At 52.2% G+C, this 12,662-nt stretch carries 23 protein-coding genes; all 23 read right to left on the reverse strand.

Translation table 11 applies throughout. The annotated features are described in order from the left end of the window. Window positions 1-12: 12 nt before the first annotated feature. The 23 genes from Q0Z71_RS08765 to Q0Z71_RS08870 all read right to left on the reverse strand — a co-directional run bounded on the left by Q0Z71_RS08765 (window position 13) and on the right by Q0Z71_RS08870 (window position 12,497). Window positions 13-189, reverse strand: coding sequence for a hypothetical protein (locus Q0Z71_RS08765; RefSeq protein ID WP_298021042.1), 177 nt, complete (start codon window positions 187-189; stop codon window positions 13-15). A gap of 127 nt (window positions 190-316) precedes the next feature. Next, window positions 317-505, reverse strand: coding sequence for a hypothetical protein (locus Q0Z71_RS08770; protein WP_298021044.1), 189 nt, complete (start codon window positions 503-505; stop codon window positions 317-319). A 276-nt stretch (window positions 506-781) separates the two neighbouring features. Next, complete coding sequence (locus Q0Z71_RS08775; RefSeq protein ID WP_298021047.1) at window positions 782-1,066, reverse strand: hypothetical protein; 285 nt, start codon at window positions 1,064-1,066, stop codon at window positions 782-784. Then, window positions 1,035-1,844: a hypothetical protein gene (locus Q0Z71_RS08780; protein ID WP_298021050.1), complete on the reverse strand. Its 810-nt coding sequence runs from the start codon at window positions 1,842-1,844 to the stop codon at window positions 1,035-1,037. The genes Q0Z71_RS08775 and Q0Z71_RS08780 overlap by 32 nt, the downstream gene beginning before the upstream one ends. Continuing rightward, window positions 1,828-2,679: a DNA adenine methylase gene (locus Q0Z71_RS08785; protein WP_298021055.1), complete on the reverse strand. Its 852-nt coding sequence runs from the start codon at window positions 2,677-2,679 to the stop codon at window positions 1,828-1,830. Before Q0Z71_RS08785 ends, Q0Z71_RS08780 begins: the two co-directional genes overlap by 17 nt. After that, complete coding sequence (locus Q0Z71_RS08790; RefSeq protein WP_298021058.1) at window positions 2,648-2,977, reverse strand: hypothetical protein; 330 nt, start codon at window positions 2,975-2,977, stop codon at window positions 2,648-2,650. Before Q0Z71_RS08790 ends, Q0Z71_RS08785 begins: the two co-directional genes overlap by 32 nt. Before the next feature lie 62 nt (window positions 2,978-3,039). After that, window positions 3,040-3,444: a hypothetical protein gene (locus Q0Z71_RS08795; protein ID WP_298021061.1), complete on the reverse strand. Its 405-nt coding sequence runs from the start codon at window positions 3,442-3,444 to the stop codon at window positions 3,040-3,042. Between the two features lie 107 nt (window positions 3,445-3,551). Beyond that, the gene (locus Q0Z71_RS08800; protein WP_298021064.1) at window positions 3,552-4,286 is read right to left on the reverse strand and encodes a hypothetical protein; all 735 of its coding nucleotides are present in this window, start codon (window positions 4,284-4,286) and stop codon (window positions 3,552-3,554) included. A gap of 35 nt (window positions 4,287-4,321) precedes the next feature. Next, window positions 4,322-5,116, reverse strand: a complete 795-nt coding sequence (locus Q0Z71_RS08805; protein WP_298021066.1) for a hypothetical protein — start codon at window positions 5,114-5,116, stop codon at window positions 4,322-4,324. Further along, window positions 5,113-5,391 (reverse strand): hypothetical protein, encoded by a 279-nt coding sequence (locus Q0Z71_RS08810; RefSeq protein ID WP_298021068.1) that lies wholly within the window; start codon window positions 5,389-5,391, stop codon window positions 5,113-5,115. The genes Q0Z71_RS08805 and Q0Z71_RS08810 overlap by 4 nt, the downstream gene beginning before the upstream one ends. A gap of 54 nt (window positions 5,392-5,445) precedes the next feature. After that, the gene (locus Q0Z71_RS08815; protein WP_298021071.1) at window positions 5,446-6,000 is read right to left on the reverse strand and encodes a hypothetical protein; all 555 of its coding nucleotides are present in this window, start codon (window positions 5,998-6,000) and stop codon (window positions 5,446-5,448) included. A 256-nt stretch (window positions 6,001-6,256) separates the two neighbouring features. Continuing rightward, complete coding sequence (locus Q0Z71_RS17115; RefSeq protein WP_363316697.1) at window positions 6,257-6,430, reverse strand: DUF3797 domain-containing protein; 174 nt, start codon at window positions 6,428-6,430, stop codon at window positions 6,257-6,259. A 12-nt stretch (window positions 6,431-6,442) separates the two neighbouring features. Next, entirely contained in the window at window positions 6,443-6,961 is a 519-nt protein-coding gene (locus Q0Z71_RS08820) for a hypothetical protein (RefSeq protein ID WP_298021074.1), read from the reverse strand. Then, on the reverse strand, window positions 6,958-7,338 hold the full coding sequence (locus Q0Z71_RS08825; RefSeq protein ID WP_298021077.1) for a hypothetical protein: 381 nt from the start codon (window positions 7,336-7,338) through the stop codon (window positions 6,958-6,960). The genes Q0Z71_RS08820 and Q0Z71_RS08825 overlap by 4 nt, the downstream gene beginning before the upstream one ends. A gap of 10 nt (window positions 7,339-7,348) precedes the next feature. After that, a complete protein-coding gene (locus Q0Z71_RS08830) occupies window positions 7,349-7,924 on the reverse strand; it encodes a hypothetical protein (RefSeq protein ID WP_298021080.1) in 576 nt (191 codons plus the stop codon). 3 nt (window positions 7,925-7,927) lie between these two features. Next, window positions 7,928-8,386 (reverse strand): hypothetical protein, encoded by a 459-nt coding sequence (locus tag Q0Z71_RS08835; RefSeq protein ID WP_298021083.1) that lies wholly within the window; start codon window positions 8,384-8,386, stop codon window positions 7,928-7,930. Further along, the gene (locus tag Q0Z71_RS08840) at window positions 8,383-8,667 is read right to left on the reverse strand and encodes a hypothetical protein (protein WP_298021086.1); all 285 of its coding nucleotides are present in this window, start codon (window positions 8,665-8,667) and stop codon (window positions 8,383-8,385) included. The genes Q0Z71_RS08835 and Q0Z71_RS08840 overlap by 4 nt, the downstream gene beginning before the upstream one ends. A gap of 14 nt (window positions 8,668-8,681) precedes the next feature. Beyond that, window positions 8,682-9,287: a 3D domain-containing protein gene (locus Q0Z71_RS08845; RefSeq protein ID WP_298021089.1), complete on the reverse strand. Its 606-nt coding sequence runs from the start codon at window positions 9,285-9,287 to the stop codon at window positions 8,682-8,684. 18 nt (window positions 9,288-9,305) lie between these two features. Then, complete coding sequence (locus Q0Z71_RS08850; RefSeq protein ID WP_298021092.1) at window positions 9,306-9,806, reverse strand: J domain-containing protein; 501 nt, start codon at window positions 9,804-9,806, stop codon at window positions 9,306-9,308. Between the two features lie 38 nt (window positions 9,807-9,844). Next, window positions 9,845-10,675 carry a DUF5131 family protein gene (locus tag Q0Z71_RS08855; protein ID WP_298021095.1) on the reverse strand — a complete coding sequence of 277 codons (831 nt, stop codon included), beginning with the start codon at window positions 10,673-10,675 and terminating at the stop codon, window positions 9,845-9,847. A gap of 2 nt (window positions 10,676-10,677) precedes the next feature. Beyond that, window positions 10,678-11,010, reverse strand: coding sequence for a hypothetical protein (locus tag Q0Z71_RS08860; RefSeq protein WP_298021098.1), 333 nt, complete (start codon window positions 11,008-11,010; stop codon window positions 10,678-10,680). A gap of 68 nt (window positions 11,011-11,078) precedes the next feature. Next, complete coding sequence (locus Q0Z71_RS08865) at window positions 11,079-11,927, reverse strand: hypothetical protein (RefSeq protein WP_298021101.1); 849 nt, start codon at window positions 11,925-11,927, stop codon at window positions 11,079-11,081. 393 nt (window positions 11,928-12,320) lie between these two features. Continuing rightward, window positions 12,321-12,497: a hypothetical protein gene (locus tag Q0Z71_RS08870; protein ID WP_298021104.1), complete on the reverse strand. Its 177-nt coding sequence runs from the start codon at window positions 12,495-12,497 to the stop codon at window positions 12,321-12,323. Between the last annotated feature and the right edge of the window lie 165 nt (window positions 12,498-12,662).

A 12,662-nucleotide genomic window follows, 5' to 3' on the forward strand; every position in this document is an offset into this window, starting at 1 on the left:
ATGAACTCCCAACTATTCCCTCTCTGCCGGCCGTGTTTTTCCGTACACATAACTCGACTGTCCGAACACAAGTTCTTTCTGCACTTTCAGCACTTTGATTCCATCAGGCGTCATGCGGACTTCTGCGGTCTCTCCACGTTGTACGATGCGCATAATCGCATTCCAGGCCGCCTTGTCCCTCTGATCCATGGTCGCCTCCCTGACAAAAAAATCGGCACGAATTCCGCTCCAAAAATTTTTGGCCGGAAATCGTGCCGATTACTTGATTCATTTTGTCTGTTGCAAATGTAACACATTCTTGTGTAAAATGCAAGCCCTATTTTACAAAATGATTTTCTGCTCCGCATGTTTCACATGTAATATCCAGGGTTATCGCCGCATTTAGTGCCGAAAAAGATACTTCCCTTCCCCTGTGCCTGACCTTGATCGTCCCGTCTTTTTCCTTGGCAATGACCTTCCCGCAACCGCGGCACAGCAACGGTTTCCATCCTGTATCAGGGATCATTCAGGTTCCTCCCATGAAATTCCCGGGCCAGTCTTTTCAGCACGGATTCCGCTGGACACTGTTGAATGTCCAAAGCCGCGCAAATATCTTCCAGGGTATATTCTGCGTCCTTTGCAAAAGGCATCAGCCCAATCACCCGGCGGATACTGGCCTCACACATCCATTGGCCGTCATGCAAATAAAGCGGTTCCCCTCCGCCGATCTCATTTCCACAGCAGGGGCAATGGAATATATCCCGTTTCCTATAATGCCGCACGGCTATACCCCCTTCTGTTTCTAACAAAAATCAAAAGTGATCTGTTCTTCCTCTTCCAGCGTATGCAGGATATCCGCGTAGCTGATCCGACCTTCTCTGATCTCCTGCCACAGTTTATCAACCATCTTCCATATCTCCAATAATTCTCCCTCGGGCAGGATGTCCCGTTTCTTATCGCGCAGGACCATCGTATAGGTCGCCGCCATAAATCTGGCGCCATCCACCCGTCCTTCCCGCCGTGCCCGCTCCACATCCGCCTGCGTGGCTGGCCGCCTATTGGGATTTGTTTTCTTTCTGCTGCCCATGACTCTCCTCTAAAATCTGGTCGATGTCCACACATTCGTTGATCTGGAGTGATGGAAATATCTTGCAGTGCCGCAGTGACAGGCTTTCTAGCACATCTCCAGTACAGGTCAGGTACACAACAACAGAAGTGTAGTATTCATCTCCATAGCGCCTTACTTCCACAGTTCCAATCGGCCACATCCGCCGCAGGGCCTTTGCGTCCTGGATGTCCTCCTCTGTCCACCGCGGCGGCTTTATGACTTTCTTCGGGTGCTGGATGGCATAGGCAATGGAGTTGCCGATCTTGTCATGCCGTTTGCCGCCATCCACCCGCTCAATCAGTCCACCCCCCGTGATGTACAGCTCACCTGTGATTCCCTTGGGATAATCGATGCGGAACCGTTCCCCCACATGGACTCCCAACAACTGGCACAGCTTCGGCTCCGCTGCCTCTTCCAAGGTCATCCGCCCCCGTTTCGGAATAACCTTCATTGCCTGTACCTGAGAGGGATTCTTCTTCAATTCGTCCTTTACCAAAAGCGTCTCATAGCCGACTCCACAATCTGGAATGCGGATTTCTGAAGTTTTCAATATTCCATTGCGCCCGGTAATGCGGAACATATAGATTTTCACGCCAGTCTCGAAGCAGTTCGCGCTCAGTCTACTCGCTGCAAAGTTTTCACATATAAATCCGTCGCTCACCGCCCGCCGGATGAAATCAGCCGTCTGCTGACTCCCATAACATACGATAACCGTTTCATACGGTTGGACCTTAGTCCAATCAATTCGAGTTCTCATACAAGATATCTCCCTTTATGTCCATCATCCTGATTTGCTGAAAAGGCGGTTCATAGTTCATCCAAATGCACTCCTCCGCTTTTTCCCCAGAGGTAATCGCCGCTCTCACACTGTCCTTCCGCCATCCTTTCAGTGCGTTGTCATAGAGTTCACAGGTATAGCCGGACAAAATAATCTTTGCCTGACTGTTGACCGCTATCTCCAACATGCGCTTGTGGGTGGCATCGTCCATCTCATGGCGGTACAGCCGGCCAGAGCGGCGGGTCCCCATCACATAGGGCGGGTCCAGGTACATCAGCACCTCCGGTTTGTCATACCGTTCCATAAGCCGCAGTGCATCCATATGCTCGATCTGCACCAGATTTGTGGCGCTCCCCCGGAGCCGTTCCGCCGCAATCCCCAGCGCACCTGGAATACCATGCCAGGAGCACGCAGTCCCACCAACTTTTTCGCTCTTATGGTTGCGCCATCCACTTTTCCCATCTCTCTTAGTCCCAATGGCTTGACTCGTCTTTACCATAAAGCGCCGTGCTTTCTCCAAAGGCTCCACGCAGGGTTCAAACGCCCGGTCATACTCCTCTCTGCTAAAGGGTGTCAGCTCTATTGCCCGTGACAGCGCCTCCGGCTGCTCCCGCAGGACCTGAAACAGATTCACGATATCGCCGTCCAAATCGTTGATCGTCTCAACAGCACCAGGATTTTTTGTAAAAAACACCGCGGCACTTCCGGCAAAAGGTTCCAGATAGACCATCTTCTCATAGCCCTCCGGGAAATGGGATACGATCCACTCTGCAATGGCCCACTTACTCCCCGGATACCGCATGATCGACCGCATCTGCCATCTCCTTTCCCCACTCCTCCAGAACTTCCCGGCAGCAGACCGGCCCTGGCTGCTTCTCGCAGTACGCACGGGCCGGGCAAGTGGGGCATATGATCTTCTCACGAAGCAGCAGCCGCATCACCTGATCATGCATGTCCTCCAGCAGCAGCTTTTCCATATTGGTCCGCCGGCGCACCTGCGGTTCCGCAGCCCTTGCCGCTCCAACCGTGGAGGGACGTTCTGCCTGTTTCTCCCCCAAGCGCGTCTCAACTTCCTGCCCGCATACTGGGCAAATTCGTTTTCCTTCTTTCATATACAAGCTCCTCACAGCGCTACGCGCCGCAGTTTCCGCAGGAGATATGCAGATATCTCCCTTTACCCATTGGCTTTTTCTCCCTCCACATATGCCTTGTTGACAAATCGGATCACGGTGCTGGGATCAAACGCCTCACCACATTTGGGGCATATCGGAAACATCCCGTTTTTGTAGCGTCTGGTGATGTCCTGTACCCCACGAAACCGCATAGCTTTTCGCGCTTCTTCATTGAACACCGCCATCCGCTCCCGGCTGCTGCGTTCCATCTTCTTGATCTCCTCCCATCGCTCCGCAAAGTCCAGCAGCGCTGTGAATGGATCCAAAACGGCCCCGCAGCCGTCGCACTGGACGATGTGGTTCTTCACATCCAGGCGATACACAGCGTTCTTGCAGGTACATACCCTCTGCCTGTTCCGTTCAATGATTGCCGGGAAAACATTGACCACTTTCTCCTTTTCATCCATGAGATCACACTTTCCTATCGCACATATACTCGATAAGATCATCTTTGCGCATACAGCGAAGCGTGCTGTCCGCTTTTGGTTTAATCGGCATTGTTATCATTGCAACATCAACCAGCATCGGCTTCACCGCCTTTCTGCTCCTCCATTTCCTTACGCAGGCTGTCCTTAATGTAATAGTCCATATCCAACGACTTGCAAAGTGCCTCTGCCTCCCGGCCAAACTTCGCCCAGTCAATATCCGACGGCCAGTAATTTAGCTTCCCAATTTTCACCTTGTCGATGAAATAGGCGCAATTCCTGATACATTCCAGCACAGCCACCGGGTCAAGGACCGGCTCGAACGATACCCAAGTGTTGATTCCCCGGCACTTTGCCGCCTCCAGCTCCAGCAGGCGGTTTGCCGGAGTTTCGGCAAACGGCTCCGCCTTGTGCGCTATCGATAGGTCGCAGGAAATAGACACGCCGTACCAATCCTCGGCGTCCAACAAATCAAAGTCCCGGCTCCCGTCGCCCTTGGTCAAAATCTGGACGTGGTTCCCGTGCTCCTTCAATGCCTGAATGACTTCTCGTGTGGCCGTTGTGTCATATCCGGTAGGGTAGGGGTCGCAGGTAAAGCACAGGTGAATGAGCTTTCCAGTAATGTTTTCCCGCTTCAACTGCCGCCGTAGCTCCCGCACAATATCCTTGCGAGGCTCCATGCAGTTGTGAAATGCTTCCCGCTCCCGGTGCAACACATTGGGGGCGAAACAGTAATAGCACTGGTGTGGGCAGCCCATATAGGTGTTAATGGCATAGTCGCCATATTCTTTTGCTTTCCCCTTTGGTTCATATATCGGTTTCATGGTGTGATCCTTTCTGCGCCTCCAGCGCCGCCAATCTAAAAACTGCAATCACATGGTATTTCAAGCTGTTCCTCCGGCATCGTTTCCCGTACCCGTTTCCAAAATCGGGCGCTGTTGGTCTTATCCGTTGGCACAATGCGGAGTGTATCGCGCATTTCCCGGAATTGCGGTTCAAGCTCTTTCAGATAAGCGCCTTTAATAATGCTGTATCCGATCTGTTCTTCCGCTGCTTTCGCCTCCTCCCAAATATCCGGACGCAGGCAGTACACACAGTACCAATGCTGTTTTCCGGCTTTGAGACATCCGATACAGTTAGCGTGTTTGTAAGTCTGGTATGTAGACGGGCGGGCTATGCCGATTTCCTCTGTGCTGTAAATCGTTCTGTCCCAGTCGGCCAATGGGAAAACAGCTTTATACCCCAGGGCGTTCATAACATCACTTCGGCGCATCATCCGCCCTGCTTCTTCTGCGTCGAAGCCGTATATTACCCAATCGCCCCGTTCTCCGTTTCCTTCGAGCCACTTGTGAAACGGCTCTGTTTTGAGCCGGGAAGTGCAAAAAGCGGGGCGGTTGTAGGCTTTGAACGCCTTGTTTTTGATTGCCACATCCAGTGGAGGTGTCGTTTCCCACCCTGGCATATTTGCGTAGGTGATAGGCAGCCCAAGATATGCGGCCACTTCTTTTTTAAATCGCTTGATGTCCTCATGTTCAACGTGCGGGGAAATATCGTGATTCAAAATCACCATGCCATCTGTGCCATACTTCCTAGCCGTTTCAATCGCAGCTAGCGCGGAGGAGTGACCGCCGCTAAAGCAAACTATTTTCTTCATAATAACCCCTCCAGCGCCGCCTCGGCCTGCGCCAGCTCGCGAATTCGGTCAGTGCCAAGTACTGGGACAGAGCAACCGGCGCAGGTCCCTTTTTTCAACGCTTCTACCTCCTCCGGCTCCAGGCCGGTGTCCTCATAGGCAGCGAGGCGGTTCAGCGCGTCCGTCAATGCATTTGTTTCTGAGTAAGACAATTTTGCGTACAATTTCGGCATCATGTCACTGAGTGCAATAATATCCGCATTCCCGTATTCGTCGCGTTCTGTCAATCTTTCCATGCTCAATTCTCCTTTAAGCCCCTTTATCCCAGGGCCTCCTATGACGGTTTTCAATCAATCTCTAATCCTAATCGGCAGCACCATTTTTACATCATTTTTGTTGGTGCGGATGATAACCGGCTCAACTGCGCTTCTAAATTCCAAAATTACCGGGCTTTTGAACGAACTTCCATTTGATATTTTGGCTGCTTGCAGCGCGTCCAGCAGATAGTTTCCATTAAAACCGATTTTAAAAGTCGCTTCTTTATTCGGAAGTACCTTTTCCCATTCCAGGAACTCTCCTTCTGGTTGCTTTAGGCCGAAGATGAACTCCCCGCAGCGGATCATCAGGTCTCCGCCTTCAAGCTCTAAATCTGCGTACATCTTGTTTGGCAGCTTGATATTGTTTCTGACGTATGCTACAAAGCTTTCATCACAAGCAGAGACAACAGCATGCTCAACAGACATCCTATAGCCGTCAACCGCAATAGCCGTCACAATAGAGGTCTCGGAATCGAATTCAAGCCGGATATACTGATGCAGTCCTTTTTTGCTATTAGTCCCAGTGAAATTCTTGGTTGCTAAAATCATGCGGTTAAAATCATTTGTATAAATTCTTGCTTTTTTCATAATCTCATTCCTTATTCAATCCGCTCAAAGCGGGTCTTGATGTGCTCCGGCCAGTCGGACGGGAGCGGGGCGGAAGGAAAATTCTGGTCCAATAGAGATTGTCGAGATGCCTTTTCATGGTTCATCCTCTCTCATCCATCAAATTCACAAGGCTTCCTTGCACCGGAGCGCGTCATATTCCGCCCATACACCTCAGCATTGCTGATATAGTCCACAACTCCACCGCAGAGGTTGCAGGTTTTTGGGTGAAGATTGATCACAACCGCCTCCCATGCTCTTCCACGGTCACTGTCCATCCGCAAGTACAGGTTCTGGTGAATGTGTGATCCGTAATATCCAGAAGCCCATCATTAGGACCTACCATGTCGTTCCCGCAGTTTGGACATCTACCGAAAAGCCGAATCAATTTGATAGTCACGTCCAATTCCATATGTACACCGCCTTATCCATGCAGTTCTATCCTGATCTGCTGGTCCTCCTGGACCAGTTCCTCATATCTTTGCCAATAAGACTCCTCATCCAGCGCCCCGCTCCGTCTTTGAACCCGAAGCTCGTGCTGTTCCATCAGGATTTTGGATTGGCGGAGCCGCAGTTTCTCATAGCGTGTTGTCCGCTCCCCGATCTCCTTCAGCCACTTCTCCATCAGCGGAGGCCAGTAATCTGTCCATTCCACTTCCGGGAGTGTCACCGTCGGGTAGTCACCTGCCTTGTCATCCACGTTCAGTGGCGGATGAAGCGTCAGGATGAAGTAGATCTCATAGAGGTTCATGTTTGCCTCTGTTTGGAACCTGGCATATTGGACCTTCGTCACCAGGCTGATATCAATGACCCGGTGCATGGGCTTCTGAAAGAAGTGTCCCCGCAGGCGGCTTGCCAGCGGCTGCTTCGTCCTGCCCAAATAAACCAGCGTCGAACCACAAAAAATCTTGTAAAGGATAAATCCTTGTATCCGATTGCTCATACAGGTTTTTCCGCTTTGGTCAGCGCCGCCATATCATATCCGCTCTCAATAAAGCGGAGGGTCTTTTCATGGTTGCAGGCGTTTCCCAGATAGGTATAGATTTCCATCATGTCCTCCTGCGTAAAGGACGTTCCAAGGAACGAGTTAATGCCATCCAGGTGATACCTCCGCGAGATGGGCGAAATCCCCTTCGCCGCCTCCCGTGAAAGCCACTCCAGAACCTTGCATTTCAATTTCAGCTCCGTGTCCACGCCATCCAGCAAAAAGTATGTATTCCGGCTCGGCAAAGCGATAAATTCAAACTGCCTGTTGATGTATGCCTTCGGGAAAGCCCGTCCCAATCGGTTGCGGATCTCCCCATTTTCCATTACATTCATTTTGATCTCCTCATAGTTTAGCCTCCGGGCACCTCAGCACGCCCCAGCCATCCTTATAGAGTTTTGACGGCTCAGCCACCCATCCCTCCACAGGCTCCCCGCACAGCATCCAGGAGCATGTGCATACAGAGCATATATTGCAGAGAGACTTCTTCTCACTGGGGCTTCCCGCTCTGGTGTTCTTCCGTTCCAGCCCCCGCAGGTATTTCTGGCGCTGTATCGTCGTCCGCCTGACTTTTTCTTTGAATCCGTCCGGCCGCAGGATATTTTTGCGCTGTTTTTCTGCGGTCTGGACCATCTCCTTTTGGTGCATGACCGCCTCGGCCTGCCGCTGCACTTCGTTTTCGGCTTCTCTGGCCCGCTTTCGCAGATTGTACATCCGCGTCCGCTCCTTCCGAAGCTGTGCCTGCATCCTCTCCAGTTCCGCCATGCCGCAATGTAGGCGCTCATCCGCGGCTTCCAGGTGACGCCCAAAGCAGGTCGGACTTTTAAAAAGCCCGCAGGCCGAGCATCCGTATTCCGTTCTGGCCGGACATAGCTGCTGTTCCAGCTCCGCAGCAGAGCATTTATCTTTGTTGGATTCCACTGCTCATAGCTCCTCAAACGCCCGGCGGTCTATCCCCGCCCGCACGATCAGATTGCGGACCGTTATCCCGGTGTCAAATAGCTTCTGCCAGATCCGCATGATCTTGTGAAGGTAGCTGCTGCAATACGTCACAATGCTCTGTCCCTCCGGCAGTTTCTGCTCGGAGATGTACCAGACATCCTCCATATCCAAAATCAGGATGTCGGTATCCGTCCTTGTTATCAGCATCCTGATAATATATGCCGTGGTCTTTCCCCGGGGATTCTGCGGGACTTTTCCGCCATGCAGGATATATTCCCGCTGCCACCCATAGAGCTTGAAGCCCATGGCCCATTCGATCCTGCAGACCATCCACCACTCCCGCACCTTCGTGCTGTTCAGCCATACAAACAGCCAAATCAAAATTACTCCGGCGATAATAGTAGCCATAATTGCCGCCGTCAACTTATAGATCATAATCATACACATCCTCCCAGATCATGTTCCGGCATCTGCCGTTTCATTTCCTGTTCTGCTGCCCTGACAGCCGCCAGCGTCCCCGGGCTCCACTTCTCCAATGCCACCAGAAGCGCCCTGCGTTTTTCCTCGGACATGTCACAGGCGGTACTCCTCGCTCTATAAATAGCGGAAATACTCAGCCCGCACATCCCCGCCAACTCACCGGCCCTGATGTCTGCGATCTCCATGCCCACCCGAAGCCGGTGCGGAAACCTTTCCCGATCCAGCATGTCATAAACTTCCATGTTCTTTCCCTCCATCAACCTGGCTGCTCCACCCAGTAAACCGTGGCCTGTGTAACGCCAAGCAGTTCCGCCTCCTTGTGCGTCGAAACTGCCAAATCAATGTGACCTCCGGTCGGCCCTGTGTCATCTGCCACAAAATAGCGCAAATCCCCATCGCCGAAGTCTATCAGTACATCGCTGCCCAGTGGAATCATGGATGGGTCCACAGCACAGCTGACCCCCGCCAACACCTCTGTCCCAGACGCTGTGATCCCATCTCCGGTCCCGCAGATATGGGGATATCGCTCTACACAGTAATAGGTGATCCGGCATCTCTCGATCACACAGGCCCGCTCCAACAGAGCCGCCTCAATCAATTCGTTTTCATAATCCTCCTGTATCTCCGCCTCATCCAATGCCTCTTCCCAGGCGGGAATGTATGTGACCGTAGTGCCTGCCCCTTCCTCCCTCTGGAATATATCCTCTGGAGTATCCGGCAAATATGTACTGGCCTCAGCGCCTCCGGCGGGCAGGATCAGGGCCGACACAGCGGCCAGCACCATTGCCACCGCAAAGATCCCTGCCAGCACCCGGCGGGCAAGCCGCCGCTTTCTTTCCTCTCTTGTCCAGTTTCTTTTCATGAATAACCCATCGCTTTCTCAATATTTGAAATATGCAAGGCAGTCCTGATAGGCCCGGTTCAGTTCCTCAAAGGCTTGCCGACTCCCCGAATCACTGTCCGGGTGCAGCTGCTTCGCCCGCTCATGGTATCGGCTCCGCACCTCGCCTTCATCCCGCGGCACTTCTGAAAAGCCAAGAAATGCAAAGCAGACAGGAACTGTGATTTTAGCCGGAAGACTCGGAACCCCTTCGAACAGCATGTCCAGTGTAAAAATATCCTTCTCCGTCGCACGGGCAATTGCCTCCAGGGAAAGCACCACTTCCGCAAACAGGTCGCTGACATACTGTATTCTTCTGCCGCAGGCGGATGCCTTTTCAAAACTGTTCTCAAAGCGGTACACCCGCCCGTGATAAATCATCTCCACAAAGCAGTCTCTCCGCGTCCAGTCGTAGTTGAATTTCTCAATCCCCAGCCGCTCCATCACCGTTTGGAGCTTGGCTTCATAGTCCACACTGGCGCTGTATTTCTTCCTTGGCATAGGCCTTTTTGTCTCCCTTCTCTGTCAATTGGCCGCGCTCAGTCCAACCTGTCCCATGGAAACTGCTGGATCAGCTCTTCGCCCCATATCTCCGCCAAGCTGCCTTTCATAAAGACCGGAACATTTCTGAATGCACAGTCCTTGACGATCTTCTCGATCCACGCTCGCTTGGGCTTGCTCTTTTTGCTTCCGCTTCCCGTCATAGCCCCGATGATGATCCAATTTGCATATGCGCCATTCTCTGCATATGTCCATCCTGCGGACTCTGCTATATCTTCCAGCAGCGGCTCCATGCTCAGGAATGTCCGTGTCCTGGAGGAAAGCTGCCCAAAGGCATCAGCGGCCTTTTCCATCTGGAATGCCGTTGTGGCAGAAGCACCATACCAAAAGTTCTTATCCTGCGGCAGAAGTCCTTTGGCATCCAGGTCGTTGTACCGATCAGGCGCTTTTGTCAGGAACAAATAATTGTGCTGTGGGGCCTCACTGCAGGCATCAAATACCGCCTTGATCCAGTCATCCGGCACCCACTCCCCAAACAGGTCGGCCATCGAGCAGACGAAGATGGTCTGAGGCTTCTTCCGCTGCGGCTCCTTCAGACGGTAGCGGTGGAATGTCGGCAGAAATTCCATAGGAAACGGCTGGACTCTTCCGTCGCGGATATACGGCTTTTCGAGTTCCAGCATGGTGTCCATGCCCTCCGGGCTATCGTACTTGCTGGCTCCCTCCATTCCTGGGTCTCCCAGCTTCGGCGCAAATGGCAGGCCAAAACGGTGAGCCACGCTCCTTGCGTAGCAGTAGGGGCATCCGTGAAGGCAGCCCGTGACCGGGTTCCAGGTGGCGTCACACCACTCAATCTTGGTCTTGTTCATACTCAGTCCTCCGATACCCTGATGTGGTCCCCCTGCATCGAATAGCCGAAGCACAGGTTCCCTTCGTCGCAGAGCAAGGCCAACTCAGCGGTGGTCAGGCCGGGGGCGTTCTTGTAAATGCGATATAAGGCGTGATGATAACCAGGTTTCCGGCCAATCACAACATCGTAATTTTCAAAATTACAGTCCGCGCCATCTTTCAGATCCATTTTGAGATCGTGACGATAAACCCTGTATTTTTCCTTCAGTTCTTTATAAATTTCATAGTTTTGCTTCCCTTTTTCTCTCTCGTTCTCTGTAAAAGCCCATGGAGCATAAATCCGTTTCTTATTCATGTTCATCATCACTCCCCATTGTTCCAGCGTGTACCTATTGCAAGCTCCTGTCTTTCAAGGAAACGAACTCAAAATCCATTCCATACCTGTCTGCCATGGTATTCAAAGCACTCAGCATCACAGCAGTCCTCCGGTGTCAGCTCCTTGATCCGCTTGCGGCTTCTGGAGATAAACAAATCGGAATCCATCGGCGGCTTTGGGTTCTTGTCCCGCAGCAGCTCGTCCACTTCTACCAGCCGTCTGTACTCCTCCGGCAGGTTTTTCTTCAAATACTGAAAAAAGTAGTTTTTATGAAATGGACAGAAGGTACAGGCAGACGCCCTTGTTTCCAGCCCCCACACATCCTTGATGTATGCGTAGTTGTCAGCTCTCACCAGTCCCATCTCTACCAGGGGGAATTTGTTAATAAACATCGGGTTTGGACTTTCCTTGCACCGGCGTGCTTCTTCAGCGCTGAATCCCATATGCATCTCATGCGCTTTTTTATCCTCATCCCGGAGCCGCTGACCCTTTTTGTACCCCAGCACTTCCCATCGGAAAAACTTTGAGATCATCTCCACCTTGTAGTCGATGGTGCAGTTCCTGGGCATTCGTGACTTATGGCCGTCTTCGCCAAGCGTCCACCACGGGATACTGATAGTCCGCCTCTCCCCGAAGTTCTTCATAAAATCCTTATAGAGCGGGGAGTCCAGTACCTTAAACGGAATACCAGCCGACTCACATGCCTTTCGGATGAATTCCACCTGACGCTTCACCCAGGGAGGTTCAAGGCCCAAATCACAGAACACCACCAAATCGTAAATCGGCACCGCCGGGTACGGAATGGGCAGTTTCTTTTCTTTTGCGAAGGAATTCTCACAGCTCATCAGCGCTAAGGCGGTTGATTGCATCCCAGCGCCGCAAGACAAAATTTTCATTTGTGCATTCTCCTAGTACACCATCCGTATTCGTTTAATTCACAGTCGCATTTCATGCCATACGGAGGCTCGCATTCTTCTTCGTTACAGTGCGGCAGCTCACCCGGCCAGTTCGGATCAAGGCCACGCTTTCTACGGTTCCTTTTCCATCCCTGATACACTTTCAGGTCTCGCTCATCAATGCTGTAACCGCAGCCGCCTGAAGTGCGGTCATGGATCAGTAGAGGCCGTGGATAGTCTGGGCGCCGCGCCCGAAGGACCTCATATTTTCCGACAGGCTTTTCAATCTGCCACCCACTCTTTATCAGATAAGCGGTGAGGTCCGCCAGCAGTCCATGATGTACCGTCATGTGGTTTTTCATCGTATCCGAAACACGCTTCCTCTCCCCTTCATCACGGCTCCCCATCACCCTTGAACTCAATGACCGGAATACTTTTATCCGCAGGGCCGCCCGGAACCCTCCGTTTAGTCAGCCGGACGTTATATCCCGCCTTCAGCAAAAGCTCTCCAAGGGCCAGCCGGTCTACCTCGGTCATTTTGCCGTTCTTCTGCACATAAATCAGATTCATGCCGCCCACTTCCTTCCTGCTGCCATAAGCCTCGCCTGAACGGGCCTGCCTCCGCATCTGCTCATAGGCAGGCCCATGGTTTAAAAGCCGATCCGACAAGGTTTCGTGCAGCTGCTCACTGCTTTTCTCCTTTGATGATATCTCCGCGTACCCATGCGCGTGTCT

The organism is uncultured Dysosmobacter sp. (assembly GCF_947631635.1).
In the GTDB taxonomy this organism is placed as follows: domain Bacteria; phylum Bacillota; class Clostridia; order Oscillospirales; family Oscillospiraceae; genus Oscillibacter.

What these genes read in the sequence shown, in the direction of transcription:
- Q0Z71_RS08800 (WP_298021064.1), bottom strand. Translation starts at nt 4,286, where the DNA reads ATGAAACCGATATATGAACCAAAGGGGAAAGCAAAAGAATATGGCGAC.
- Q0Z71_RS08860 (WP_298021098.1), bottom strand. Translation starts at nt 11,010, where the DNA reads ATGAATAAGAAACGGATTTATGCTCCATGGGCTTTTACAGAGAACGAG.
- Q0Z71_RS08805 (WP_298021066.1), bottom strand. Translation starts at nt 5,116, where the DNA reads ATGAAGAAAATAGTTTGCTTTAGCGGCGGTCACTCCTCCGCGCTAGCT.
- Q0Z71_RS17115 (WP_363316697.1), bottom strand. Translation starts at nt 6,430, where the DNA reads ATGGAATTGGACGTGACTATCAAATTGATTCGGCTTTTCGGTAGATGT.
- Q0Z71_RS08780 (WP_298021050.1), bottom strand. Translation starts at nt 1,844, where the DNA reads ATGAGAACTCGAATTGATTGGACTAAGGTCCAACCGTATGAAACGGTT.
- Q0Z71_RS08855 (WP_298021095.1), bottom strand. Translation starts at nt 10,675, where the DNA reads ATGAACAAGACCAAGATTGAGTGGTGTGACGCCACCTGGAACCCGGTC.
- Q0Z71_RS08845 (WP_298021089.1), bottom strand. Translation starts at nt 9,287, where the DNA reads ATGAAAAGAAACTGGACAAGAGAGGAAAGAAAGCGGCGGCTTGCCCGC.
- Q0Z71_RS08870 (WP_298021104.1), bottom strand. Translation starts at nt 12,497, where the DNA reads ATGAATCTGATTTATGTGCAGAAGAACGGCAAAATGACCGAGGTAGAC.
- Q0Z71_RS08790 (WP_298021058.1), bottom strand. Translation starts at nt 2,977, where the DNA reads ATGAAAGAAGGAAAACGAATTTGCCCAGTATGCGGGCAGGAAGTTGAG.
- Q0Z71_RS08785 (WP_298021055.1), bottom strand. Translation starts at nt 2,679, where the DNA reads ATGCGGTCGATCATGCGGTATCCGGGGAGTAAGTGGGCCATTGCAGAG.
- Q0Z71_RS08835 (WP_298021083.1), bottom strand. Translation starts at nt 8,386, where the DNA reads ATGATTATGATCTATAAGTTGACGGCGGCAATTATGGCTACTATTATC.
- Q0Z71_RS08795 (WP_298021061.1), bottom strand. Translation starts at nt 3,444, where the DNA reads ATGGATGAAAAGGAGAAAGTGGTCAATGTTTTCCCGGCAATCATTGAA.
- Q0Z71_RS08765 (WP_298021042.1), bottom strand. Translation starts at nt 189, where the DNA reads ATGGATCAGAGGGACAAGGCGGCCTGGAATGCGATTATGCGCATCGTA.
- Q0Z71_RS08840 (WP_298021086.1), bottom strand. Translation starts at nt 8,667, where the DNA reads ATGGAAGTTTATGACATGCTGGATCGGGAAAGGTTTCCGCACCGGCTT.
- Q0Z71_RS08825 (WP_298021077.1), bottom strand. Translation starts at nt 7,338, where the DNA reads ATGAATGTAATGGAAAATGGGGAGATCCGCAACCGATTGGGACGGGCT.
- Q0Z71_RS08865 (WP_298021101.1), bottom strand. Translation starts at nt 11,927, where the DNA reads ATGAAAATTTTGTCTTGCGGCGCTGGGATGCAATCAACCGCCTTAGCG.
- Q0Z71_RS08770 (WP_298021044.1), bottom strand. Translation starts at nt 505, where the DNA reads ATGATCCCTGATACAGGATGGAAACCGTTGCTGTGCCGCGGTTGCGGG.
- Q0Z71_RS08815 (WP_298021071.1), bottom strand. Translation starts at nt 6,000, where the DNA reads ATGAAAAAAGCAAGAATTTATACAAATGATTTTAACCGCATGATTTTA.
- Q0Z71_RS08850 (WP_298021092.1), bottom strand. Translation starts at nt 9,806, where the DNA reads ATGCCAAGGAAGAAATACAGCGCCAGTGTGGACTATGAAGCCAAGCTC.
- Q0Z71_RS08775 (WP_298021047.1), bottom strand. Translation starts at nt 1,066, where the DNA reads ATGGGCAGCAGAAAGAAAACAAATCCCAATAGGCGGCCAGCCACGCAG.
- Q0Z71_RS08810 (WP_298021068.1), bottom strand. Translation starts at nt 5,391, where the DNA reads ATGGAAAGATTGACAGAACGCGACGAATACGGGAATGCGGATATTATT.
- Q0Z71_RS08820 (WP_298021074.1), bottom strand. Translation starts at nt 6,961, where the DNA reads ATGAGCAATCGGATACAAGGATTTATCCTTTACAAGATTTTTTGTGGT.